Source organism: Pandoraea sp. (genome assembly GCF_004297875.1).
GTDB lineage: Bacteria > Pseudomonadota > Gammaproteobacteria > Burkholderiales > Burkholderiaceae > Pandoraea.
Genome location: NZ_SCSK01000039.1, coordinates 1 through 24,612, shown reverse-complemented (window position 1 = coordinate 24,612; position 24,612 = coordinate 1). Strand labels below are relative to the sequence as shown.

At 64.5% G+C, this 24,612-nt stretch carries 23 protein-coding genes; 16 read left to right on the top strand and 7 right to left on the bottom strand.

What is annotated here, in order from left to right; translation table 11 throughout:
* Positions 1-69 precede the first annotated feature (69 nt).
* Positions 70-1,206, top strand: a complete 1,137-nt coding sequence (locus EPN80_RS12210) for a histidine decarboxylase (protein ID WP_293027369.1) — start codon at positions 70-72, stop codon at positions 1,204-1,206.
* A gap of 112 nt (positions 1,207-1,318) precedes the next feature.
* On the opposite strand, the gene EPN80_RS12205 is transcribed toward EPN80_RS12210, so the two are convergent.
* From EPN80_RS12205 to EPN80_RS12185, 5 genes are all read right to left on the bottom strand, one after another.
* Positions 1,319-2,230 (bottom strand): LuxR family transcriptional regulator, encoded by a 912-nt coding sequence (locus EPN80_RS12205; protein ID WP_293027366.1) that lies wholly within the window; start codon positions 2,228-2,230, stop codon positions 1,319-1,321.
* Between the two features lie 426 nt (positions 2,231-2,656).
* Positions 2,657-3,583, bottom strand: coding sequence for a lytic transglycosylase domain-containing protein (locus EPN80_RS12200; RefSeq protein ID WP_293027364.1), 927 nt, complete (start codon positions 3,581-3,583; stop codon positions 2,657-2,659).
* 14 nt (positions 3,584-3,597) lie between these two features.
* Positions 3,598-4,260: a type III secretion system export apparatus subunit SctR gene (gene sctR / locus EPN80_RS12195; protein WP_293027361.1), complete on the bottom strand. Its 663-nt coding sequence runs from the start codon at positions 4,258-4,260 to the stop codon at positions 3,598-3,600.
* A complete protein-coding gene (gene sctQ, locus EPN80_RS12190) occupies positions 4,250-5,368 on the bottom strand; it encodes a type III secretion system cytoplasmic ring protein SctQ (protein WP_293027358.1) in 1,119 nt (372 codons plus the stop codon). Before sctQ ends, sctR begins: the two co-directional genes overlap by 11 nt.
* A gap of 19 nt (positions 5,369-5,387) precedes the next feature.
* Positions 5,388-6,248, bottom strand: a complete 861-nt coding sequence (locus tag EPN80_RS12185; RefSeq protein WP_293027355.1) for a LuxR family transcriptional regulator — start codon at positions 6,246-6,248, stop codon at positions 5,388-5,390.
* A 464-nt stretch (positions 6,249-6,712) separates the two neighbouring features.
* Here EPN80_RS12185 and sctV point away from each other — a divergent pair, with 464 nt between their 5' ends.
* The 15 genes from sctV to EPN80_RS12110 all read left to right on the top strand — a co-directional run bounded on the left by sctV (position 6,713) and on the right by EPN80_RS12110 (position 21,922).
* Complete coding sequence (gene sctV / locus EPN80_RS12180) at positions 6,713-8,869, top strand: type III secretion system export apparatus subunit SctV (RefSeq protein ID WP_293027352.1); 2,157 nt, start codon at positions 6,713-6,715, stop codon at positions 8,867-8,869.
* 52 nt (positions 8,870-8,921) lie between these two features.
* Positions 8,922-9,188, top strand: coding sequence for a type III secretion system export apparatus subunit SctS (gene sctS, locus EPN80_RS12175; RefSeq protein WP_293027349.1), 267 nt, complete (start codon positions 8,922-8,924; stop codon positions 9,186-9,188).
* A gap of 71 nt (positions 9,189-9,259) precedes the next feature.
* Positions 9,260-11,206 (top strand): type III secretion system outer membrane ring subunit SctC, encoded by a 1,947-nt coding sequence (sctC, locus tag EPN80_RS12170; RefSeq protein WP_293027383.1) that lies wholly within the window; start codon positions 9,260-9,262, stop codon positions 11,204-11,206.
* A complete protein-coding gene (locus EPN80_RS12165; protein ID WP_293027346.1) occupies positions 11,181-12,329 on the top strand; it encodes an FHA domain-containing protein in 1,149 nt (382 codons plus the stop codon). Before sctC ends, EPN80_RS12165 begins: the two co-directional genes overlap by 26 nt.
* Before the next feature lie 140 nt (positions 12,330-12,469).
* Positions 12,470-12,673, top strand: coding sequence for a hypothetical protein (locus tag EPN80_RS12160; RefSeq protein ID WP_293027343.1), 204 nt, complete (start codon positions 12,470-12,472; stop codon positions 12,671-12,673).
* A 124-nt stretch (positions 12,674-12,797) separates the two neighbouring features.
* Entirely contained in the window at positions 12,798-13,265 is a 468-nt protein-coding gene (locus tag EPN80_RS12155; RefSeq protein ID WP_293027340.1) for a hypothetical protein, read from the top strand.
* 39 nt (positions 13,266-13,304) lie between these two features.
* Complete coding sequence (gene sctJ, locus EPN80_RS12150; protein WP_293027337.1) at positions 13,305-14,093, top strand: type III secretion system inner membrane ring lipoprotein SctJ; 789 nt, start codon at positions 13,305-13,307, stop codon at positions 14,091-14,093.
* A gap of 7 nt (positions 14,094-14,100) precedes the next feature.
* The gene (locus EPN80_RS12145) at positions 14,101-14,772 is read left to right on the top strand and encodes a SctK family type III secretion system sorting platform protein (protein ID WP_293027334.1); all 672 of its coding nucleotides are present in this window, start codon (positions 14,101-14,103) and stop codon (positions 14,770-14,772) included.
* Positions 14,754-15,371, top strand: coding sequence for a type III secretion system stator protein SctL (sctL, locus tag EPN80_RS12140; RefSeq protein WP_293027331.1), 618 nt, complete (start codon positions 14,754-14,756; stop codon positions 15,369-15,371). The genes EPN80_RS12145 and sctL overlap by 19 nt, the downstream gene beginning before the upstream one ends.
* On the top strand, positions 15,368-16,753 hold the full coding sequence (locus EPN80_RS12135; RefSeq protein ID WP_293027328.1) for a FliI/YscN family ATPase: 1,386 nt from the start codon (positions 15,368-15,370) through the stop codon (positions 16,751-16,753). The genes sctL and EPN80_RS12135 overlap by 4 nt, the downstream gene beginning before the upstream one ends.
* Entirely contained in the window at positions 16,743-17,291 is a 549-nt protein-coding gene (locus EPN80_RS12130; protein ID WP_293027325.1) for a hypothetical protein, read from the top strand. The genes EPN80_RS12135 and EPN80_RS12130 overlap by 11 nt, the downstream gene beginning before the upstream one ends.
* A gap of 3 nt (positions 17,292-17,294) precedes the next feature.
* The gene (gene sctT / locus EPN80_RS12125; protein WP_293027322.1) at positions 17,295-18,080 is read left to right on the top strand and encodes a type III secretion system export apparatus subunit SctT; all 786 of its coding nucleotides are present in this window, start codon (positions 17,295-17,297) and stop codon (positions 18,078-18,080) included.
* Positions 18,080-19,114: an EscU/YscU/HrcU family type III secretion system export apparatus switch protein gene (locus tag EPN80_RS12120; RefSeq protein WP_293027319.1), complete on the top strand. Its 1,035-nt coding sequence runs from the start codon at positions 18,080-18,082 to the stop codon at positions 19,112-19,114. The genes sctT and EPN80_RS12120 overlap by 1 nt, the downstream gene beginning before the upstream one ends.
* Positions 19,115-19,284: 170 nt before the next feature.
* Positions 19,285-21,114 carry a glycoside hydrolase family 15 protein gene (locus EPN80_RS12115; protein WP_293027316.1) on the top strand — a complete coding sequence of 610 codons (1,830 nt, stop codon included), beginning with the start codon at positions 19,285-19,287 and terminating at the stop codon, positions 21,112-21,114.
* Positions 21,115-21,142: 28 nt separating this feature from the next.
* Positions 21,143-21,922 (top strand): metallophosphoesterase, encoded by a 780-nt coding sequence (locus EPN80_RS12110; RefSeq protein WP_293027313.1) that lies wholly within the window; start codon positions 21,143-21,145, stop codon positions 21,920-21,922.
* Positions 21,923-21,981: 59 nt separating this feature from the next.
* On the opposite strand, the gene EPN80_RS12105 is transcribed toward EPN80_RS12110, so the two are convergent.
* Positions 21,982-23,271: an NCS2 family permease gene (locus EPN80_RS12105; protein ID WP_293027309.1), complete on the bottom strand. Its 1,290-nt coding sequence runs from the start codon at positions 23,269-23,271 to the stop codon at positions 21,982-21,984.
* 77 nt (positions 23,272-23,348) lie between these two features.
* Complete coding sequence (locus EPN80_RS12100) at positions 23,349-24,206, bottom strand: undecaprenyl-diphosphate phosphatase (RefSeq protein ID WP_293027307.1); 858 nt, start codon at positions 24,204-24,206, stop codon at positions 23,349-23,351.
* Positions 24,207-24,612 lie beyond the last annotated feature (406 nt).

The following is a 24,612-nucleotide window of genomic DNA, read 5'->3' as shown; positions in this document are numbered from 1 at the left end:
CGCAATGCATGCCGCGGCGCGGTCTCTTCGAGAAGGGTGGTGGGAGCAGGCCTGTACTGTCCCGGAACAATGAAAAATCTGGATACCTCGACGTTGCATGGACTGACCGAGATGCGCTTGCGGGCGCTGTCCGAGCGGCTCTCGGACGAACGGACGCGGTTCATCGGCTTTCCTGCGGCCCTCGATTACGACTTTGCCGGACTCGAGCCGCTCATGCGCACATTGCTCAATAATGTCGGCGATCCATTTGTCCGTACCTGGCACGGCATGAACACCAAAGACTTCGAACAGGAAGTCATCGCCTTTTTTGCCAAACTGTTTCGCGCCCCCGACGATGACTACTGGGGGTATGTCACGAACGGCAGCACCGAATGCAACCTCTATGCGCTGTATGTGGCGCGCGAAAAATATCCGTCCGCGCCGGTGTATTACTCGAGTGCCGCGCATTACAGCGTGCCGAAAAACGTCCACCTCCTCGGCATGCGCGGCGTGGCCGTGCCGGCGCGGCCGAGCGGCGAGATGGATTACGCCGCGCTCGAGCGGCTGGCCGCGCCACATTGCTCGACGGCAGCTATTGTGGTGGCGACGATCGGCACCACCATGACCGAGGCCAGGGACAGCGTTGCGAGCATTCGACGCGCGCTGCAAGCGGCTGGCGTGCGCGAGTCTCACGTGCATGCGGACGGCGCGCTCGCGGGTGCCTACGCCGGACTGTTGACGCCGCGCTGGCCATTCGACTTCGAGGATGGGGCCAGCAGCGTCAATGTCAGCGGTCACAAATTTCTGGGCTCGCCGATGCCGTCGGGCGTGGTGATCGTCAAGCGCGTCGATATCGAGCGTGTGCGCAGCAGCGCGAACTACACCGGGTCGATCGATCGCACCATCAGCGGCTCGCGCAACGGCCACTTGCCCCTTATTTTGTGGCACGCCATTCAGCGCTGGGGCGTGATGGGCCTCAAGCGCCGCGCCGAGCAGGGCATGGCGCTGGCGGCCTACACGCACGGCGAGCTCCAGCGCATCGGCTGGGACGCCTGGCGCAATCCGCAGGCACTGACGGTGATGCTTGCCGCGCCGCCCGAGCGGCTCATTTTCAAGTGGCAACTGGCGACCGCCGACGGCTGGAGCCATGTGATCTGCATGCCGGGCGTGCGCAAGGCCATGATCGACGCTTTCGTGGCCGATCTTGCCGAGGCGCAACTGCATTGATCTTTGGCGGCGCAGGTGGGCGGCCCGCATCGTCGGGGCGCAGCACGCCGGCCAGTGCGCCTCTTATCGCGCCGGGCAACCCGATCGACCGGGTGCCGGATCGGCGCGCGCGTTATACCAGGCCCAGGCGTCCTGCCGTATAGGCCAGTTGAGCGCGATTGCTCACTGCATACTTTTTGCGCAGCAGCCGCAGATGATAGTCCACGTTGTGCGAAGTCGTGTGCAGGCGCTGCGCGATTTCCTTGTCGCTCAGGCCCGCGGCCAGCCCCGCCAGAATGCGCTGCTGCATTTCCGAGAGCATGGCGGTGCCGTTTTGCTGCGCCAGCGCGCGCACGTAGTCGTTGGTGTTCTGGTGAATCGCCAGGCCCAGCGTCATGGCCTGGCCGATCGTGCTGTCGCCGATCCAGTCGCCGCTGGGCTGCGGGCCGCTGAAGCCGATGACGGTATGCAAATTGGTGCGCGGCAGCGGCATGCCGAACATCAGGCCGCTGCGCATGCCGTGGCGATCGAGCGCGGCGCTCAGGGCGCGGCCTCGCACCGGGTCGGAACCTCGTCGCAGCGTGTCGTGCACCGTGCCGAGATCCCAGATGATGGGCAAGCCGACGCTCGACACCGAGGCCAGGCGAGGGTCGATCCGATGAAAGCCGTCGCGAAAATAGCTCTGGAAGAAATCCGGCGATACCCCGCAATTGAGAAAAAAGGCGCGCACGATTTCGTCGTCGATCAGTTGCAGCGTCACGCAGGTCATGCAGGTGAAGCCGATGATGTGCAGCATGCTGCGAATGACGCGAATGCGCTCCTTGGCGTTGCGTGCCGAATCGAGTTCGGCGGCGATCGAGGCGCGGCCGCCGAACGGCGGATGCCTCAGACCATGCCGGAATTGATGTATCGAGAGGTCGATCTCATCGCAGAAGACCAGTTCCGGCATGCCGGCCGGTGCATCGAGGTCACATGGCTGCGGCGCGGCAGCGCCAGCCAGGGGAGCCGCCGAAGATTCGCGGGGAAGAGAATGCACCAACGCCATGATAATGCCCCTTCAAGGGCAGGCGGGGTCGCAATGATTCATGTGACGACAGGCACGGAAATCGAACGCGCCGGGATGGCAACGGCTCCGCGGGGACGCCGCGCGGCGGCGGCGGGGTGACGGAAACGCGGTTGTGTGACCCGACTGGCTCGCACCGTGCGCCGTCTGCGGACCGGCCTGCGGTTGCGTGACAATCACCGCCCGATAGGCGGCGGGCTCTCTTGCATTCCCGTATTCGTGGTTTGGCACTCGAAGCGTTTTTCTGGTGAGGCTGCAGATCGTGCAACCTTCGCTGTAGTGGTCTTTGCTTCGTTGTGCAGCAAGTTTAAATCATAACCAAAAAATATTTCAGTTAAATTTCTAGGCTTTATATTCTTTATTGCGCCGCGGTAATAAGACCGCCGAAATGATTGCCTGGAATGGTATTCACGGAGACGTATGTAGACACCGCATGCATAGCCCCGCCGCATTGGCACGACATGTCATGAGCAGCACCTGACCCTGGTCGCCGTGCGTGCAGGCGCCCGGGGCCGGCGTCGACGCGAAACCCCGGGCAATCGGGATGGGCGCGATCGCCCCCGGCGAACCGGGATGCGCCGGCGCGGGGCGGCTTATCGTCCACATTGGCGGCGCTTGCGCGGGCACGCCGACGCCTGCCTGGGCCGCGGCGCTGTCGACGACCTTGGTGACATATCCCTGCTGGAACCCTGTGGTGAAATTACCACTGTAGTAGCACGACAACGCTGCGCGCAACGCGGCTTGCCGGGTCGGGTAGCGCGCCACCGAGCGGGCATAACACGACGCCAGGATCTGCGCGCCGGCATGCAGATTGCGGCATACGTCGAAAATGGTGGTGTAGTTCTCGCCGTAGCGGGCCAGATTGTGACGATTGATCTGACCCAGCCCGAGGCTGAAGTTGTAGCCCGCGGCGGCCAGCGCGCGCGCGGTGGCCACGGCCTCGGCGAGCGATCTCGGTTGACGCCTGAGATGCGCGCCGACCACGCCGATCGCATACGGATTGAAATTCGACTCGACCCGCACCAGCGCGGCCAGCGTCAGCGGGCCGATGTGCGGCGCGCACCGTGCCGCGAGCGCCTCGAATCTTGCCCGCCGCAGGGCACGCTCGGCGGCCGGCTCGGCGCGCGGGTCCTGGCGGGGGGCGGCGTAGGCGACGACGGAGGCGTCAACCACATGCGCATCGGCGGGGCGATCGGCATGCGCGTCGGCATGCGCCGGCAGGACGATCAGCGGGTGCGTGCCCCACGCCGCGGCCGGCGTGATGCGCCCGATCAGCAGGATAACGATGACGGCCGAGGCGCGCCAGCCGAGTCCGCGTGAGTCCGATCGCCGCATCGCGTCCCCGCATCCTAGCGATACGAGAGAATCAGGCCGTGCACCAGAACGGACCAGCCGTCGAGCGCGACGAACAGCAACAGCTTGAACGGCACCGAGATCGTCGTCGGGGCGATCATCTGCATGCCGAGCGCGAGCAGGACATTGGCGACAATCAGATCGACCACGACAAAGACGATGTAGATGATGAAGCCGATCTGAAACGCCTTGGTCAATTCGCTGAGCGTGAAACTGGGCACCAGCACCGTCAGGTCGTCGGCCTGCAGCGTCTGCGCGCGCGCGGCTGGCCAGATGCTGGTGGCCGACTTCAGGAAGAAATTGCGTTCGCGCTCCGCGGTATGCTGTTCGAGGAATTTTTTGATGGGCGGCTCGGCGACGCTGAAGGCGGTGGTGACATCGTCGATCGTCATGTTCTGGCTGATCGAGAAATTGGCCGCCCGCAACGCATCGGTGACATCCATGCCGACCGGCGCCATGATGTATATCGACAGAATGATGGCGATGCCGTTGAGCACGATGTTGGGGGGCACCTGCTGGATGCCCAGGGCCGCGCGAATCAGGCCGAATACGACCACCAGCTTGGTGTAGCTGGTAATCATCAGCGCCGCGAACGGCGCCACGCCCAGCACGGCGATCAGCGCGAGCAGCGCGACCGGATTCGGCAGGTTACCGGGCATGATGGGTGCCTGCGAATTCGGAGACCCGCACGCCCAGCTTGTTGCCCACGGCGATCAGGTGGCCATGGCCGACCCGCGCGCCGTTGGCCAGGATGTGCACGCGGCTCTGATTGAGAGGCTGCTCGAGCTCGACGATGTGGCCTTCGCGCAAGGCCTGCAACTCGGCCAGCGTCATGGTGCGTTTTTCCAGCTCGAAGCTGACTTCGACCTCCATCGCGTCGAGTGACTTGAGCGTGTTCTGGCCGGGCTCGGATGCTTCGGCCGCGATGGTGCTGTTCTCTTCATTCAAGGAAACCTCCTGGATTTTTTCGATCGAGATCTGTTTGCCACCGATCTTGCCCGTGATGACAAGACCCACTTCGCCGGGCAGCACGGCTTTGCACACCAGCGCCTTGCCGGCGGATACCCACTGTTCGATGCCGACGATGTCCCCCTGCGCGATGCCGCGCATCTCGCGCAGCGAGAGCCGGGTGGTGCCGAGCCGGAAGACCAGCGCGACCGGCAACGCGCCGAGCCGGTGGCGCGGCCTGGCCGCGGGTTCGCGCTCGGCGCAGGCCAACGAGAGCCAGCGATCGTCGTCGAAATGCAGGGCGCCATAGCAGTGCCAGTCTTCGGGCGCTTCGGCGCTCGGGTTCGCGGCGCCGTCCTGGGCGGGTTCGGGCGCCGCCTCGCGCGTGACATGAAAGCGCAGCCAGCCGATGTCCTCGGGCGAGCCCGGCGGCTGCGCGTCGCCCGGCGGCAGCAGCTCGAGCGGGCGGCGCAACAGCTTCTCCAGCGCGTCGAGCCACGGCGTCAATGCGTCCGAGACCAGTGCGTAGCGCAGGTCCTGCGGCACGTCGGGGTGGGCCGCGTCGCCGATGAGCATGCGCTCGGCCCACGCCTCGAGCAGCATCCAGCCGGTGGCCGGGCCGCACTGAAAGCGATACGTGCAAGCGGGCTGCGCCAGGCGCGCGCCATAATCCCAGCGGCAATGAAACAGGAAGTCCCGCACCCGGCACGCCAGCGAGTCCGGCCACGCATAAATGCGATTGAGGGTTTGCGCGACCGGCTGGCTCAGGCGAGGCAGCGCCGCGGCATCGGCGAGGTTCTGGAATTCGGGCGGGCGCACGGGCGGGTCCTGTAGTCGTTCAGTTGGAGAGGAAGCGTCCGGTGATGTAGGCGAGCTGCACGCGGTTTTGCGCGCCATAGCGCTTCTTGAGTTGCCGCAAGTGGTAGTCGACATTGTGAATCGACATATTCAATTGATCGGCGATTTCCTTGTCGCTCATGCCATTGGTGATGTAGTTCAGAATGTTGCGCTGCACCTCTGACAGTCCGCTCATGTCGTGCGCCAGGTTGGGCGTGGCGACGTGATGCAGCAAAAACTCGTGCAGGCTCAGGCCCACCGCGTAGGCCTGGCCGACCACGCTGTCGACGATCCAGCCCTTGCCGGGCGTCGCCGAACTGAAATGAATCACGCTGTGGTCGAGATTGCGCGGATTGACCAGCCCGAACGTCACACCGCTGCGTATGCCGGCACGCTCGGCATCCTCGATAAAGCGCTGCGTGCGCAACGAGTCGCGGCCGTGCTCTCGGGCATTGGCGAGGATCGACAGATCCCAGATCAATGGCCATTCGTAACGGCTGGCGAAACACAGGCGCGGATCGACCTCGTGATGCTTCTCGGCGAAATACCGCTTGGGCCAGCCGGCCGGCGAAAACGTACCGTAGTACAGCGCGTCGCTGACCATCTCGCCGATCTGCGTGAAGCGGCAGTAGCACAGCCAGTTAAAGCCCAGCGTGCGCAGCATGGTACGCACCAGCATCTGGCGCTCTTCAGGTGTTTTCGCGTTGCGCAGATCGCTGGAAGCCCCGGAAAACTGCCCGAGCATCGTGCTGTCGGAAATTTTCTCCGTGCTCTTGCACGCGGCGATCTGCTCGTCGCCGATGATTGAGAATTCACGATATTCGTGTTGGGTGCCCTGGATTCCTGGCGCGAATTTATGCATAGGAAGGTAAACCTCGTCTCCGATGATGGTTGAAGCAGGTCTCGCTCGTCGCCGGATCGATATTTATTGAGTCAGCGTCATTCTTGGCGACAGCACCTCCCGGATGGTTTAACGCCGCAGCACATGCGCGGAGAATTTCTCTCGAAAATCGAGCGATCGGTCCACCCGACGTTCCGGCCGGCAGGGTCGAAAATAGTCGGGAAAACAAGAATTGGCAGTACATATAATTTACGCGTTTGTCATCTGATAGATGAACTACAGGCACACGTAGTATTCGTAAAAACGACGCGACTAAAGCTGCGGCCAACTACGAATCTCCGGATTGTGCGGCGATCCCGCCCTTCATACACTTTCCCTCATAGCATCGAATAAACGTACATGGCGAAAGCGCGGCTTGCTGCGCGCGAGCAACCAGGGCCGGTACGCGCCGCCATCGGCGGCGGCACGATGCCAACCGATATGGCGTGAAGGAACGGTTCGACGACAAGATGATGCGACCTGGCAAATTGCTCTCAGGGTGGGATATCGCGGCGGCGCGGCCGTGGGTGCTGTCGATTTCGCTGTCGCGCAATTACGATCTGGTGCTGGCGTTGTTCGTCGCCGCCGTCGTGGCGCTGTTCGTGCTGCCGCTGCCGACCGCGATGATGGACGCGCTGATTTCGATCAATCTCGCGGCCAGCATCCTGCTGTTGACGGTGTCGACCTATCTGCCCTCGGCGGTGAGCTTTTCGTCGTTTCCGGCATTGCTGCTGTTCACCACGCTGTTCCGGCTCTCGCTGAACATCGCCTCCTGCAAGCTGATTCTGTTGCACGCGAATGCCGGTCACATCATCGATACCTTCGGGCGCCTGATCGTCGGCGGCAACGTGGTGGTGGGCGGGGTGGTGTTTCTGGTCATCGCCGTAGTGCAGTTCATCGTGATCGCCAAGGGCTCGGAGCGCGTGGCCGAGGTCGGCGCGCGATTCTCGCTTGACGCGATGCCCGGCAAGCAGATGAGCATCGATGCCGATCTGCGCGCCGGAGTGATTTCGTCGGACGAAGCGCGGCACCGTCGCGAGATGCTCGAGCAGGAGTCGCAATTGCATGGCGCGATGGACGGCGCGATGAAGTTCGTCAAGGGCGATGCGATTGCCGGCATCATCATCGCCTTCATCAACATCGTGGCGGGCATCGCGGTCGGCACGCTGATGCACGACATGAGCGTGGGTGGTGCCATCCACCGTTATTCGGTGCTCACGGTCGGCGACGGCATGGCCTCGCAGATTCCGTCGCTGCTGGTGTCGATCGCCGCGGGCATCGTGACGACCCGGGTCGCCACGCGCGATGCGCGCGAGCGGCATCTTGGCGAGCAGATCGGCGCGCAGGTGGCGGCGCATCCGCGCGCCATGGTGATTGCCGCGCTGGTGCTGCTGTCGTTTCTGCTGGTGCCGGGTTTTCCGAAGTGGGCGTTCGGCGCGCTGGCGCTGGTTCTCGGCGGACTGGGCGTTTCGCTGTTGCGGCGTCGCGGCGACAAGCCCTCGCTCAATCTGATCGCGCTGGCCGATGCCGCGGGCGAGGGCGAAGGCGAGGGCGGCATGGCGTCACACGCGGCCGGTGTCACGGCACTGGTGGCCGTGCGCCTGTCGGACGATCTCAAGTCGGAAATCAACCTGACGCGCCTGCAAGCTGCGTTATCGAGCTCGAAATCCAAGGTGGACGCGGATATCGGTCCGCTTTTCCCGCGCATCAATCTGGCCTATGGCGTGAGCGGCGCGCTGGGTGCCGCGGGCGCCACGGGCGTGTATCAGATCACCGTGCAGGACGTGCAGGCCGCCAGCGGCCAGGTGCGGCCCGGCTGGCTGCTGTGGGACGGACAGTCCGAGCTGCCGGCGGTGATCGAAAAGCATCCGAGCGAGCCGTTCGGACCGTTTGCGCACCCGGTGTGGATTCAGAGCCCCGCCGGACAGCCGCCGCTGACCGAGCGCCAGGGCTGGAGTTGCGAACAGGTGATTGCGACGCACGTCGAGCAGGTGGTGCGCAAGCATGCCTCGGCGCTGATCGGCATTCAGGAGGTGCAGCATCTGGTGCAACTGGTGCGGCGCGATCACGCCGAGCTGGTCGCCGAGCTGATGCGGCTGGTGCCGTTGCAGCGCATCACCGAAGTGCTGCGCCGGCTGCTGATGGAACACATCCCGGTGCGCAATCTGCGGGTGATCTTCGAGAGTCTGATCGCCTGGGCGCCAAAGGAGCCGGAAGACACCATTGCGCTGGTCGAGATGGTGCGCGTCGATCTGCATCGGCTAATCACCGACCGCTACTGCGGCGAGCAGCGCAGCCTGGAAGTGATTCTGTTCGAACAGAGCCTGCAGGAGCGCATCGAGGCCAACATCCTGCGCAGCAAGCAGGGCAGCATTCTCGGCCTGGAGCGGCCCATCAAGCAGGAGATCTGCGATCAGGTCAAGCGCATCGCCGATCTGGCCCAGCGCAAGAGTCAACTCGCGGTGATGGTGTCGCTCAATGCGCGCCGCTACGTGAAGACCCTGCTCGAGCCGCTGCTGCCCGATTTGCCGGTGCTCTCCTATCAGGAGATCGAGGAGGACGTGCAGTTGCAGACGGTGGGCTGGGTGATGAACCCGCCATGATGGGCGCGCTGCCGGCCTCATCGGATTTCTCAGCGTTTTTTGGGAGCCTTTTTTGAATTCGTCGACGATTCTCGATATTACCCGCCAGGGCCTGACGTTGATCCTGCTGATCTCGCTGCCGGTCGTGCTGGTAGCGGCGATCTCGGCGCTGCTCGTGGCAGTGGCTCAGGCAGTGACCCAGGTGCAGGACCAGACCATCAGTTTTTCGGTGCGTGCCATCGCCGTGATGGTGACGATCCTGCTGATGTCCGGCTGGGGCGCGGGAGAGATTCTGCGATTCGCGCAGCAGGCGCTGCAGCAGGTCATGAGTATTACGTGATGATGAACAACGACAACGGCTTGCAACGTGACGGGGGCGGGCGGATGACCAAATTATGGTGGGCAAGGTTGATGGGGGTTGCCGTGGCGCTCAATGTGCTGCTGATAGCGCATGCGATCGGCGCGGAGCTGCATTGGAAGAACCGGCCGTTTTCGATCGTTGCCGACAACAAGAACGTGGGCGACTTCATTCGCGAGCTGGCGTCCTCGCAAGGGGTGACCGCGGTGATCAATCCGAAGGTCGGCGGCGTGATCAGCGGCAAATTCGACGGTGCGCCGGCGGCCACGCTCAACACTGTGTGCGCGACCTACGGCCTGACCTGGTATTACGACGGCTCGTTCCTGTATGTCGACCCGGCCAGCCAGGCACGCACGGAGGTGTTTTCGATTCCGAAGGGCAGCGCGCAGGAACTGAGCCGGGTGATCGAGGCGATGCGCATTCCCGATCGGCGCTTTCCGCTGGTGATCAGCGACAAGGAGAACACGGTTTATGTCTCGGGTCCGAACCGCTACGTCGATCTGGTCAAGCAGGCGCTCAATACGTTTTCCAACCCGAGCTACAACGACGATCGCGCGGAGATCCGCGCGTTTCCGCTGAAATATATGTGGGCGTCCGACTTCACTATCAATCGCGACGGCAAGGAAGTCACGGTGCCGGGAATGGCCACGTTGCTTCGGCGCTTGTTCGGCCTGCGCAAGGCCGGCTCGAACGATAACGCGCCGCCGGCGCTCGAGGGTGGCGCGACGCGACAATTGAAGCTCGCCGGCGGCAGCACGTTCAATGTGCCGAATATCCAGTTGCCGACCATGCAGGGCAATGCCGGCGCGGCCTATGGCGGCAACGGCAGCGGCCTGCCGCAGTTCGGCGGAACGCCGGACCTGTTCGGCATGGGTTCGTCGAGCAACAATCAGTTGCCCAAGATCGAGGCCGACCCGGCGATCAATGCGGTGCTGATCAGGGATCTGCCCGAGCGCATGGGCCAGTACAGGACGTTGATCGATTCGCTCGACTCTCGGCCGCAGCTGCTGGAAATCGATTTGACGATCATGGATATCGACACCAGTTCACTGCAGGACCTTGGTATCGATTGGCGGGTGCATACCAAGCATGGCGACTTCCAGTTCGGGCATGGCACCAACCCGGCGCTGACCTTCAACGCCGGCACCACCGAAGCCGGCCAGACCCTGACCGACAGCAACGGCAACAGCATTACGCCGACCGGCATGGCATTGACGGCGTCGATCGGCGGCTCGGTGGCGAATTATCTGGTGGCCCGCGTCAATGCGCTGGCCCAGACCGGGGATGCGCGGCTGCGTGCAACGCCGCGCGTGCTGACACTGAACAACACGGAGGCGATGCTCCAGGATTTGCAGACGTTCTACGTGCCGGTGTCGGGCTATCAGGATTCGTCGCTGTATGGCGTGACGGTGGGCACCAGCGTGAAGGTCACGCCGCTGATCGTCAAGCGGGGCAGCGGCCAGATGGACGTGAAGCTGTCGATCCAGATCGACGACGGCAATCAGACCGGCACCACGACTTCCGACAATATCGACATTCCGGTGGTCGAGCAGCGTTCGATCGTGACGCAGACGATGCTCCAGGAGGGCAAGAGCCTGCTGATCGCCGGCTTCAATACGGATCAATTCCAGAACAACAAGACGGGCATCCCGTTGCTGCAGGACATTCCGATTCTTGGCCATTTGTTCAAGTACACCAACAAGTCCGGCAAACATATGGAGCGTTTTTATCTGTTGACGCCGCGCGTGGTGGTGGCCGACAGCACTCTGCCGCCGAGCGCCATCGATAACGGCGCGGTGCCGCCCAACGCGCAACCGGTGTATCGCGGCCAGGACGCCGCCGCGGCCGCGCCGCAGGCCCAGCAGTCCGGCAGCGAGCCGTCGGCGCCGACGCCTCCGAAGGCGCCGGGTACGGTGCAACAGGCCGCGGTGCTGCCGTCGCGGCAAGTGGTTGGCGCAGCTTCGAGCAAGCCTTATGGATCAAACGACAACAGGCCATAAATCGCCATGGCAACTCAACTTTCTCAGTGGGCCGATGATGGGACGCAGCATGAGCCTGAGTCTGGGAGAGAACTGGGTCGGGTCATCGGCGGAGTGCGATGTGATTTTGCCGGATCGCGATGTCGCGGCACGCCACTTGCGGCTGCACGTCGGGCATATCGCCGTATCGATCCAGAATGCGACCGACGCGGCCGCCACGCTCAACGGCGAGGCGCTGGGCGCCGGGCGGCGCACCCTGGTGCCTGGCGATGTGGTCGGTGCCGGGTCGATTCGCTTCGGCATCCAGTGGGCGGCGCCTGCGCTGGCGGTGCCGCCCGAATACGAGCAGGCGGCAGTGGCCGCGCACAACTCGCCGCTGCTGGCCTGGGCGTCGGGCGTGCCGGGTGCGCTCGCGCGTATCGACGTGCGCAAGTGGCTGCTCGGCGTGCTGCTGGCGTGGGCAGTGCTGGCGCTGGCCGCCGGCGGCTATTACGTGGTGACGCGACGCGGCAACGCGCAGTGGGCCGGGGCGAACCAGTTCGAGCGGATTCGCATGGTGCAGCAGGCGCTGGCCGGCTATCCGGAGCTGACGGTCGCCCCCGGCGACGGGGGCAAGCTGGTGATCAGCGGCTATCTGCCCACGGCTGGCGAGCGCGAGCGGGTGCAGCACGTCATCGAGCCGTTCGGTGGGGTGACGCTGGGGAAAATCTACAACGTCGACCGGATGGTGGCGGAGGCGCGGCAATATTTCAGCGATACGCCGCTGTCGGTGAGCTACGGTGGGCACGGCAAATTGGTGATTTCGGGCGTGGCGCCGCCGGCCGGCAGCGCGGCACTGGCGCAGCGTATACGCAATTTCCAGCACGATGCGGCACCGGCGGCGAAGGTGATCGACGAGGTGCAGTATCGCGGCGCGCAAGGACCGGTCAACCTGGGCAGCGGCGCGCCGCTGCCGGAGATCGTCGGCGTCTACCAGGACGACAGCGGCACGCGCTTTATTCAGACCCAGAACGGCGAGCATTTCTTCGAGGGCGCGCAAATGCGCGACGGTCTGAAAATCGTCAGCATCGCGCCGGACACCGTGGTGTTCGAGCGCGGCGGACAAAAGATTGTTTGGCACATTGCCGGGCCTGGCCAGCCGTGACCGGTTGGCATGTGGATGAGGCGGTGTGTCGCGACGGATCGTGACGGGACGCATGTGCGTCCATCGCGAGGCGGCTGATCCGGAAGATCGGACAGTCGAGAGTGTGTGGTTCAACTTATTTACGGTGAAAGGAGTTCATCATGAGCAACCAAGTAGTGGATACGACTAGCCAGACTGACGCCATCACAGCCGAAATGAATGCCGAGAAGCAGATTACCCAGGACGGCATCAAGGCGCAGGTGGTCAGCCAGGCGTGCAACGTCGAGAACGGCGCCGCCCAGGGTGCCACCTCGACCGCGGCGACGATCGGCGGCGGCCTGCGCGACGGCACGCGCCTATCGTGAACCGGCACGGCCGGGACGGCGCCTGCGCCGACCCGGTGACTGTTGCTGTGCGGGCCGATCACCTCACCGGGCATCGCGATGCCCGGTGAGGGAGGCCAGTGTTCTTATTGACGGAGAGTGCATCATGGCAATTGGTGAAATTGCGGCTGCGGCCGGCGGCGTCGGCGCGGCGGCGATGCCGCCGGCGGCGGTGGCCGCGGCGAATTCGCCTCAACCCGATCCGGCCGATGTCCAGGCGTTCGATCAGGCGATGTCCGCCAATGCGACCGGTCCGGCCGACACGACCCAGGTCACCACGCACGTGGCGCTCGATATGAGCGGCGCGACGCCGGAGTCCGGCATGAGTGGGTTTCTGGGCCAGGTTCGGGATCAGGTGCAAGGGCTGGGCGACAGCTTTACGAGGCTGGCTCAGCAGGAACCGGCGATGTTGCAGAGCATGCGGGACGGCGACTATACGGGCTCGATGATCGCGATGACGGAGTTCAGCCTATCGTCGCAAATGGCATTGGCCAAATGCAATATCGACCTGGGGCTGGTGCAGGCCGGTAACAACTTCTGCGGCTCGATGTTGCGCGTTCAGCAAGAAGGCTAAGCGCATTGGCGCGCAGCCGGTAGGCGAGGGTCATCGTTCATGAATAAATTGCTGCGAATATTCGCTGTGGGTCTGCTCGCGCTCCTGCTGGCCGGCTGCCAGCAGGAACTATACACAGGGCTGACCGAAAACGAAGCCAATCAGATGGTCGCGGCGCTGGCCAACGCCAATATCGCGGCGTCGAAATCGAGCGTGGACGCGGGTGATAGCCGGAGCTGGCAGGTCGACGTCGACGGTGGCGATATTCCGTCGGCGCTCAACGTACTGCATGCGGCGGGGCTGCCGCGCCCGCGCCTGACGAATCTTGGCGAGCTGTTCAAGAAGCAGGGCCTGGTTGCCACGCCAGCCGAAGAGCGCATTCGATACATCTATGGAGTCTCGCAGGAGTTGTCCAAGACCCTGCTGGACATCGACGGTGTGGTGGCCGCGCGCGTCCAGGTAGTGATTCCGCGCAACGATCCGCTCAGCGACAAGGTCCGTCCGTCGTCGGCGGCGGTGTTCATCAAGTATCGGCCCGGTATCGACTTGCGCGTGATGGCGCCGATGGTCAAGGATCTGGTGGCGCACAGCATCGAAGGCCTGACTTATAACAACGTATCGCTGTTTCTGACTGCCGCGCAGGTGCTGCCGGCGTCGAAACTTGCCGCGGCCGGCTGGCATGGGCTCTTCAATGTGTGGGGATGGCTCGGTGCACTGGCGACCCTGCTGGTATTGCTGACGCTGGCGTTGCTGCTGTTCCAGGGGCGCGGGCGCCTGCGCAAAATCGTCGCGCCGCGTGGCCGCGGCGAACACCGGCCGGCCGAGCAGCCGGTGAGCGAAGGCGGCTGAGCGCGCCATGAGCCGGCCCGCCATTCGTCCCGCCCAGGCCGCGCTGGCCAGTCTGGCGTGCGAGTTCAATTTGCGCCCCGACAACTATATCCACCCGAGCTGGCTGCGCCAGGCGTGGCCGGGGCAGTGGGGCGATCCGGCCAGCCTGGGCTCGCGCGGGCGCACGGCGCTGGCGCGCGTGTTGTCGCGGCGATACGGACTGGATGAAGCGACGCATTTCGATTTTTCTCGCGAGGAGTTTCGCCTGGCGCTGCTGCCCCCCGCGGTACTTGCGCGCCTGGGCGACGACTGCGGGCTTTGCCTGCATCGGGAGAGCCTGCGCGAAGCGGGGGGACGGCGTCTGCAGCGAGCGCTCAACGACACCTTCGGCGAGGCGGCGCTGGCCTTCGTCATGCAGCGCGTACCGCCGTTCGACGCAATTGCCGAGAGCATCGAGCCACTGCGCCAGTATCCGGAGCTCGCGGCCGCGCGCATTCGCGAGCGGGGCGCGCGGCTGGTGCTCGACTTCCTCGCGCCCGCGGGCAAGGCGCTGCTCGACCGCCTGCAACTCAAGTTTCCATTTGGAGTGGCCGCGCAACCGCCGTATTTGCTCAACGGCATGCAGCGCCAGCAGGTCAGCGAGTTGATCTTTCTGTGTTTGATCCCCGAGAGGCTCGGCGAATGGGACTGGCTTTTCTGATTACCAGCGAGAATCTGCAGATTCTCAGCGAGCGCAAGGTGCTCAAGGAAAACGAGTACGCGGCGCTGCTCGAGGCAAACACGATCATCGCCACCGCACAAAAGGAGCGCGAGCGCATCCTGCAGGAGGCGCAGCGGCAATACGAACAGAAGGAACTGCTCGGCTACCGCGACGGCGTGGCGCGCGGACAGCTCGAATACGCCCGCAAAGCCTTTGCCTCGGCGCTCGATTCGGCCAGTCAGCTGCGCGCGCTGAGGCAGACGATGGCCGACATGGTGGTGCGCGCGGTGACCGAATTGGCCGATGAACTCGAGCCGCGTCATCTGTTCGCCGCGGCCCTGCGGCGCATCGAAGCGCTGGTGCGCGACGAAGCGTTCGTGGTGCTGCGCGTGGCGCCGTCGCAGGAGGGCGCGCTGCGCGAGGCCCTGGCCAAGGTCTGGCAGCGTGACCTCAATGCGCAGCCGGTCAAGGTGGTGGCCGACCCGAGCCTGGCCGACACGGCGTGCGTGGCGCAGACCCCCTCGGGTGAAATCGACGCGAGCCTGGAGATTCAGATCGCAGCCTTGCGGCAGGCGATTTTGCAGCGGGAGGCGCCATGAACGAGAATGACGATTTTCCCGACGGCGAGGCGCTCGACGCGCCCGCCCTGGATGCCGACGGCGCTGCCATGCTGGCCGGCGATATGGCGCGGGCGTTGGAGCGCTTTTCGCCGTTGCGCATGCGTGGGCGCGTCAATCGCACCGTGGGGCTGCTGGTCAATGCGTCCGGCATCCAGGCCAGGCTCGGGGAAATCTGCGAGCTGCGCACGCCGGGCGAGAAGCCGTTGCTGGCCGAGGTGGTCGGTTTTTCACGGCAGAACACGCTGCTCACGCCGCTGGGCAGCGTGCATGGCCTGTCGCCTGCCACGGAAGTGCTCCCATCCGGACACAGCCATGCCTTCGAGGTCGGGCCGGCGCTGCGCGGTCGCGTGCTCGACGGTCTGGGCCAGGTGATCGACGAACGCGGCGCGCTGGCGTGCGAGCGGCGCGTGACGACCTACGGCGAGCCAGTCAATCCATTGCGCCGACAGATGATCGCGCAGGCAATGCCCACCGGCGTGCGAGCCATCGACACGCTGCTGACGGTGGGGGTCGGGCAGCGCATGGGGATTTTCGCGCCGTCCGGGTTGGGCAAGAGCACGCTGCTGGGGATGATCGCGCGCGGCGCACAGTGCGATGTGATCGTGATTGGCCTGATCGGCGAGCGCGGGCGCGAGGTTCGCGAGTTTATCGAGCACAACCTCAGCGATGAAACGCGGGCCAAGGCGGTGATCGTCGTGTCGACCTCCGATCGCCCGGCGATGGAGCGTGTCAAGTCGGCTCACGTGGCCACGGCGGTAGCCGAATATTTTCGCGACCAGGGGCTTAACGTGCTGTTGATGGTCGATTCGCTCACGCGCCTGGCGCGTGCGCAGCGCGAGGTCGGACTGGCCAGCGGCGAGCCACCGACACGGCGCAGCTATCCGCCGTCGACATTCTCGCTGCTGCCGCAGCTGCTCGAGCGCGCGGGGCAGGGCGAGCGCGGTTCGATCACGGCGTTCTACACGGTGCTGGTCGAGGGGGAAGCGGAGTCGGATCCGATCGCCGAGGAAGTTCGCTCGATCCTCGACGGTCATATCGTGCTGACGCACAAGTTGGCGATGGCCAATCAGTTTCCGGCAATCGACGTGCTGGCCAGTCTGAGCCGCGTGATGCCCCAGGTCAGCAGCGAGCGGCACCGGTACGCGGCAGGCCAGGTGCGCGCACTGCTGGCGAAATATCAGGATATCGAACTATTGGTGCAAATCGGCGAGTATCGGCAGGGCAGCGATCCGCTGGCCGACGCGGCGATTGCCGCCCGCGCCGACTTGCTGACGTTTCTCTCGCAGTCGCCCGAGCAGCTCGACGAGTTCAATAACGCGGTGGCGCGGCTGCACGCCCTGGCGGGTCAATATGGACGATAAGCTCGAGCGGCTGCGCCGCATTCGCGAACTCAAGCGCCGCTCGGCGCTCACGCGCGCCAATCAGCAGGATGCCACGGTGAGCCAGTCGCGCGCGGTGTACGCCCGCGCCCAGGCGGTGCTGGGGCGATGCATCGAGGGGCAGGCCAGCGAGGCCCAACGGCTGTCGGAGGTCATGAGCGGCACGCGCGCCACCGTGCGCGAGTTGCAGTATGCGGGGCAAAACGGGGCGGCGCTGCAACGGCTGATTATCCGCGCCAGTCAAAATGCGTCGCAGGCCAGTGAGCAGCTTCGGCACGAACAGGCGCGCCTGGACGAACTGCGACGTCATTTCTGGCGCGCCGAGGCCAACACGCGCAAGATCGACAAGCTCGACGAGCGGGTCGCGCAGCGCCTGGGCAAGCAGGAGGAGTTTCGGGCCGAGTTGGCGCTCGATGCGGCCGCGTTGCGGGCGCGTGCCGGAGCGGCCGCGCTGCTTGAGGACGATGCCGGTGACGACGCCGGCGCCGGCGCGACGGCGTCACTGGGCCTGCCGGAGTAGCCGGTGCAGACCCTGGCGTTTGCCGCGCAGCTGGCGACATTTCACGCGTTTCTGATCGTGATCGCACGGCTGGTGCCGATTTTCCTGATGTTGCCGGCATTTGCCAATCGCGTGGTGATCGGCATGGTGCGCAACGGCATTATCGCCGTGCTGGCGCTGGTGATCGTGCCGTCGGTCAATATCGGCGCGCTCGAGGCGCTACCGGCGCTGGCGTGGTTCGGCATCGCGCTGAAGGAGGTGCTGATCGGCATGCTGCTTGGATTTACCTTCAGTATTTTCCTCTGGGCCTGCGAGAACGTCGGTCATTTGATCGATTTCCAGACCGGGTCCGGCAACGCCGCGTTTTTCGATCCGCTGTCGGGGCAGGAGAGTGGGCCCACCGCCGGGTTTCTCGGCTATTTCGCCATCGCGCTGTTCGTCACCGGCGGCGGCTTGCAGGCGATGCTGGGGATCATTTTCGAGTCGTACCGGGTCTGGCCCGTGACCTCGTTCTTCCCGCACATGCACGCGGCGCTCGACCAGTTCGTGGCGCGCCAGAGCGACTCGCTGATGGACTGGACGGTCAAGCTGGCGGCGCCGGTCATCATCGTGCTGCTGCTGGCCGAGCTGGGCATCGGGCTGATCGGGCGGGCCATGCCGCAATTCAACGTATTTCTCTTTTCGCAGCCGATCAAAAGCGCGCTCGCGTTATTGATGATGACGTTGTTCCTCTATTTCATTTTCGATGCGATGCGCAATTTTTTGCGACCCGGCAGTGATCTGCTGCTGATGCTGCACGCGATTCTGTAATGGCTGAAAAAAATCAGAAACCGACGCCCCGACGCCTGCGAGAAGCCCGCAAGCAGGGACAGGTGGTGCGCAGCCAGGACGTTACCTCGGCGGTGGTTTTCGTCGGCATGACATCGGCACTGGCGCTCGGCGGCGCGTGGCTGTTCGAGCACTTTTATCAATTGTTCAACATGGCCATGTCGGCCGTCGCGCTGCATCACCCGGGCACGCATATGGCGGCGGCCTATGGCGCCGCGCTGCACGCCTGGCTGAGCATGGGCCTGGCAATCATGGCGCTGTGCGGCGTGCTGGGCGTGGCCGGCGCGTTTGCTCAGGTCGGCGGGCTGATCGCCTGGTCGCGCATTCGCCCCGACTTGAAGCATCTGAATCCCGGCGAGGGTTTGAAGCGGATGTTTTCGATGCGCAACCTGATCTCCCTGGCCAAGACCGGCGCGAAGACGCTGTGCCTGGCGTTGCTGCTGTTCGTGGCCGTGCGGGGCATGTTGCAGGCGCCGCTCGATGCCGGTTATCTGGAGCCGATGCAGATCCTCGCATTGACCGCGCGGCTCGTCATGACCGTATTGGGATGGGCAGCGGTGGTGTTCGCGGTGTTCGCGGCGCTCGATTATGTGCACGAGCAGGCGGAATTCACCAAGAAGCAGCGCATGTCCATCGAAGACGTGCGGCGCGAATACAAGGAAACCGAGGGTGACCCGCGCGTCGCGGCACGCCGGCGCACGCTGGCGCGCGAGGCGCTTTTCAATGCGATGGAAGACCGGGTCCGGGCCGCGTCGGTGATTCTTTATTCGCCGCAACGTGCGATTGCGCTGTGGTACGTCGGTGCCGGCTCGCTGCCGCGCGTCATCCTGCGCGGCGAAGGGGAGGTGGCGGTTCGCATGCGCGAGCAGGCCGAGCGCAATCTGGTGCCCACGCTCGCCAATACCGGTCTGACCGAGAAGATTTTCGAACAGGTGCCGCTCGACCAGTATATCGACCGCACGCTGTTTCGCGAGGTGGCCGAGTTGCTCCAATGGGCACAGGGAGACCGCCCGTAGATGGGGCGAGCGGGACGCCATTGCGAAATCGGACCGCCCGCTGCCGGGCGGTTTTTTTTGCGGGACGAGCGCGGCGAAGCCGCCGGGCTCGAGCGGTGCGATGACGCGGTAGAACTAATGGCGGTAAGCTATGTCGGTCGAAAAGGATTGACACGACGCCGGAGAACGCCATGCCATCGAAGATAGAAGACTACGCGTTGATTGGGGATTGCCACACGGCCGCGCTGGTTGGCCGGGACGGTTCGATCGACTGGCTGTGTTGGCCGCGTTTCGATTCGAGCGCCTGCTTCGCCGCCTTGCTGGGCTCGGCCGATAACGGCCGTTGGCAAATCGCGCCGGTCGCCGAGCCGGCGAGGGTGCGACGCGCGTATCGCAAGGACACGCTGGTGCTCGAAACGGAGTTCGATACGCCCGAGGGCACGGTTGTGCTGATCGATTTCATGCCGCTGCGGGACAATACCGCCGACCTGGTTCGGCTGGTGCAGGGCAAGCGGGGGGCGGTGCCGATGCGCATGCACCTGACCTTGCGCTTCGATTACGGGCTGTCGATTCCGTGGGTTCGCAAGCTGCACGACGGCTCCGGCATCCAGGCCGTGAGCGGCCCGGACAAGGTTGCCTTGCGCACGCCCGTACGCCTGAGCGGGGCCGGTTTGAGCACGGTGGCCGAATTCACCGTGCGCGAGGGCGAGACGGTGCCGTTCGTCATGACACACGTCGAATCGCACCATTCGGTGCCGCGCTCGATCGACCCGCAGGCGGCGCTGCGCCAGACCACGCGATACTGGCAAGCCTGGGCGAGCCGCTGCGTGGTGGGCGGCGCCTGGGCCGAGCCCGTGCGGCGTTCGCTGATTACGCTCAAGGCACTGACCTACTCGCCGACCGGCGGCCTGGTGGCGGCGCCGACCACATCGCTGCCCGAACAGCTGGGAGGCGTGCGCAACTGGGACTACCGCTACTGCTGGCTGCGCGACGCGACGCTCACCCTGCTCGCGCTGATGAATGCCGGTTATTTCAGCGAGGCCGCCGAGTGGCGCCAATGGCTGGAGCGGGCGGCTGCCGGCAGCCCCGAGCAGATGCAGATCATGTACGGCCTGGCCGGCGAGCGCCGGCTGGCCGAATGGGAGGTCGACTGGCTGGCCGGCTACGAGGGATCGCGCCCGGTGCGCGTGGGCAACAACGCCGTCGGGCAACTGCAGCTCGACGTCTACGGCGAGGTGATGGATGCGATGTATCAGGCACGGGTGGGTGGGCTGTCGCAGGACGATACGTCGTGGGCATTGCAGTGTGCGCTGGTGCGTCACCTGGAAAAGATCTGGCGCCTGCCCGATGAAGGCATCTGGGAGGTGCGTAACGGCCGGCAGCATTTTACGTATTCCAAAGTAATGGCCTGGGTTGCCTTCGACCGGGCGATCAAAACGGTCGAGACGTTCGGGCTCGATGGACCACTCGAGCATTGGCGGGCGGTGCGCGATGAGATTCATGACGACGTGTGCCGTCACGGTTTCGATGCCAAGCGCGGGTCGTTCGTGCAGAGTTATGGTTCGCGCGAGCTCGATGCGAGCCTGCTGATGATTCCGGAAGTCGGCTTCCTGCCGCCGGCCGATCCCCGCGTGCAGGGCACGCTGCAGGCGATTCGGGAAGACCTGATGACGGATGGGCTGGTGCAGCGCTATCGCTCGCATCAAGCGGCCGATGGGCTGCCGGCCGGTGAGGGCGTATTCCTCGCGTGCAGTTTCTGGATGGTCGACAATCTGGTGATGCAGGGCCGGCGCGACGAGGCGCAGCAGTTGTTCGAGCACTTGCTGAGCCTGCGCAACGACGTCGGTTTGCTGGCCGAGGAGTACGATACCGTGCATCGGCGCCAGGTTGGCAATTTCCCGCAGGCGTTTTCGCACATCGCGCTGGTGCATGCGGCCTTGCGCCTGAGCGGCGACCGCGGCGAGAGCGTGATGCAGCGCGAGGACGAGCCGGCGCAGATCGCTTCGATTCACGAGGCTTGACCGCAGCCCCAACGGCACGAGACACCGCATGCGCATCCGCATTCTTTCCGACCTGCATCTGGAATTCAATTTTCCGCGCGAGATTCCCGAGGCCGACTGCGATCTGGTCGTGCTGGCCGGCGATATCTCGAACCGCGAGGCCGGTATCGAGTGGGCCGGGCGAACCTTTCGCCAGCCGGTGGTTTACGTGCCGGGAAACCACGAGTACTACGAGGGCGAGCTGCAAAGCGTCGAGCAGGCAATGCGGCATGCGGCCACGCAATTCGGCCATGTGCATTACCTGAACCAGGACGTGGCGGTGTTTGCGGACCGGCGGGTCAGGGTGATCGGTGTGACGCTGTGGACCGACTATGGGCTTTTTGCGCACGTCGAGTCGGCCGACGCGATGCGCGCGTGCGCAAGCACGCTGGCCGATCATCGCTGGATTACGGTGCGTCCGGACGATGCCGCGACCAGGCCGTTCGAGCCGGCTGATGCGTTACGGCTGCACCGCCGGCAATCCCAATGGCTGGCGCAGCGCCTTCGCGAGCCGTTCGACGGCAAGACCGTGGTGGTGACGCATCACGCCCCGCATGTCGGCAGCCTGCATCCGAGGTTCGCGCAGGACATCGTTTCGGCGGGGTTCGTCAGCGATCTGTCGGCGCTGATGGGGCCGGCGTGCCTGTGGGTGCACGGCCATACACACGATTCTTTCGATTACCCGGCGGGCGCCACGCGCATCGTCTGCAACCCGCGCGGGTATGTCGGCCGGCGCAGCGGCATCCCGGAGAATCCCCGATTCGACTGGACGCGCGTGGTGGAGATCTAGCCGCTTTGCAACGGCCTGCCGGGGGCGGTTGCGCCGGCCTGAGATCGGCCGGCGCGAATTCAGCCGATCACGATGTACTTGATCAGGAACAGAATGGCGACGCACCAGGCGGCGGGATGCACTTCCTTGTAGCGGCCGGTGAACAGCTTGAGCACCGCGTAGGCGATAAACCCGAACGACAGGCCGTTGGCGATCGAGTAAGTGAACGGCATGGCCAGCGCGGTGAGCGCGGCCGGCGTGGCCTCGGTCACATCGTCCCACTGCACATCGAGCAGTTCGCGCAGCATCAGGCCGGCGACATACAGCAGGGCCGGCGCGGTGGCATAGGGCGGCACCGACGCGGCCAGCGGCGACAGAAACAGCGCGGCAAGGAACAGCACAGCGATGGTCAGCGCCGTCATGCCGGTGCGCCCGCCCGCCTGCACGCCGGAGGCGCTTTCGATGTAGGCGGTGGTGCTGCTGGTGCCCAGCAGCGACCCGAAGAATATCGCGATGCTGTCGGCAAACAGCGCGCGGCCCAGGCCCTTATACTGAGTGCCTTCGAGCAGGCCGGCACGGCGTGCCACGCCCATGAGTGTGCCGGTCGCATCGAACACCTCGACCAGCACGAAGACCAGGATGACGTGCAGGAAGCCGGTGTGCAGCGCGCCCCGGATGTCGAGCTTGAAGAAGGTCGGCGCGAGGCTGGGCGGCATGGCGACCACCCCGGCGAAATGGTTCAGGCCGAGCACCATGCTCAGCACGGTGACCGCGAGAATGCCCAGCAGGATGGCGCCCTTGACGCGCAACGCGTCGAGCACGGCGATCAGGAAAAAGCCGAAGATCGCCAGCAACGCCTGCGGCGAGTGCAGGTTGCCCATGCCGACCTTGGTGGCCGGGTTGGCGATCACGATATCGGCGTTGCTCAGCGCGATGATGGCCAGGAACAGGCCGATGCCGGCGGCAATTGCGCTGCGCAGCGATTTCGGCACGCCGGCGATCAGCCACGAGCGGATGCCGGTGACGGTCAGAACGATGAACACACACCCAGAGACGAATACGGCCCCCAGCGCCTGCTGCCAGGAATAACCCATCGCACCGACCACGGTGAAGGCAAAAAAGGCGTTCAGCCCCATGCCAGGTGCCATGCCGATCGGGTAGTTGGCGACGAATGCCATGATCAGGGTGCCCAGGGCGGCGGCCAGGCAGGTCGCCACGAACACCGCGTTCTTGTCCATCCCGGTGCCGGAGAGAATGGTCGGGTTGACGAAGATGATGTAGGACATCGTCAGGAAGGTCGTCAAGCCGGCAATGACTTCGGTGCGGGAGTTGGTGCCGTGTTGTTGGAGTTTGAATAGACGTTCGAGCATGTGGGGACTCCTCGGGTTCTTATCGTTTTTCCGGCCGGATGTCGGCATGCGTCGGGAAGACGCATGCCGCAGTGCGCTCAGTGCAGCACTTGATTGATGGCCAGCACGGCCACCGAAGCGAACAGGCAATAGTAGCCGAACAAGTGCCAGCGCCCGTGTTCGAGCCATTGCGACAGCCATTTCAGCGCCACCAGACCGGCCAGGAAGCTGAATACCATGCCGACCAGGCTTGGCCACGCGAGGGTGTAGAAAGTGCCGTTGAGCGCCAACGAACTGCCGCTGTGTTTGACCAGGCGATACACCTCGCGCAGGATCACCGGGGGCGTCAGCACGACGGCCAACGCGAAGCTGAATTCCTCGAGGCGAGCCTTGTCGATGCCGAGAAACAGGCCCATCGAAATGGTCGAGCCCGATCGGGAGAAGCCGCGAAACGGCAGGCAGAGACCCTGAATCGCCCCGATCCAGGCCGACGCGCGATTGTCCAGCGACTGCGGAGGCGCATACGACTGCCGCTTGCCCGACAAAATGATCATGATGCCGGCCGCGGCCAGGCCCGAGGCGATGATGTAGACATTACCGAACAGTTGTTCGACATCCGAGTGCTTGGCGCCGCGCAGGATCACGCGCTCGATCAGGAACATGAGCGCGAGTCCGATGACGCCGGTGAAGGCGGTGGCCAGCACTACTTGTTTGACGATGCGCCAAAAGGCCGGCCAGGACGAGAAGTAGCGTTCGCGCCAGGATTTCCAGAAATAAACGATGACCGCGAACATCGTGCCGGTGTGGAGCATGACGAGAAACAGCGTCATTTGTGGGGCGGTCGGATTCAGCCCCATCATTTTCTCGGCCAGGATCACGTGCGCGGAACTCGATACCGGCAGCAGTTCGCAAACGCCTTGCACGATTGCCAAAATCAGAATTTGCAGAAATGTCATCGGACTCGTCTCGGTTGAATATGGTACGGGATTCTAGCAGGGTGTAGAAAAGCTTAGCCAGCCGGTTTGGGCCGGAGGAGGTCCGCATGAGGCCGAATTTTCTTAATGGATCCTCATTCCTGGAATTCGTGGCTTATTCGACAATTTCCCGTAGGAATTGCCATTTACGCGGCATGGCCCGTCGGAAAGACTACGTCTTTCCCGAATTGAGGCAGAGGCTCTCCGAGTAAAAAATCGTGGTAAGGAGCGGGCGCTTTTGCCCAGGCTCGTCTGTGATATCGGGAGAGTGAGCGATGTTGATCATGCCGGCGGATGGAGGCGGACCAGTCGAGTTACCGGCGCACCCGGCGAGCACGAGCACGAGCGGGAGCGGGAGCGCGCCCAAGCCTGGGGCGACGGGCGGCAG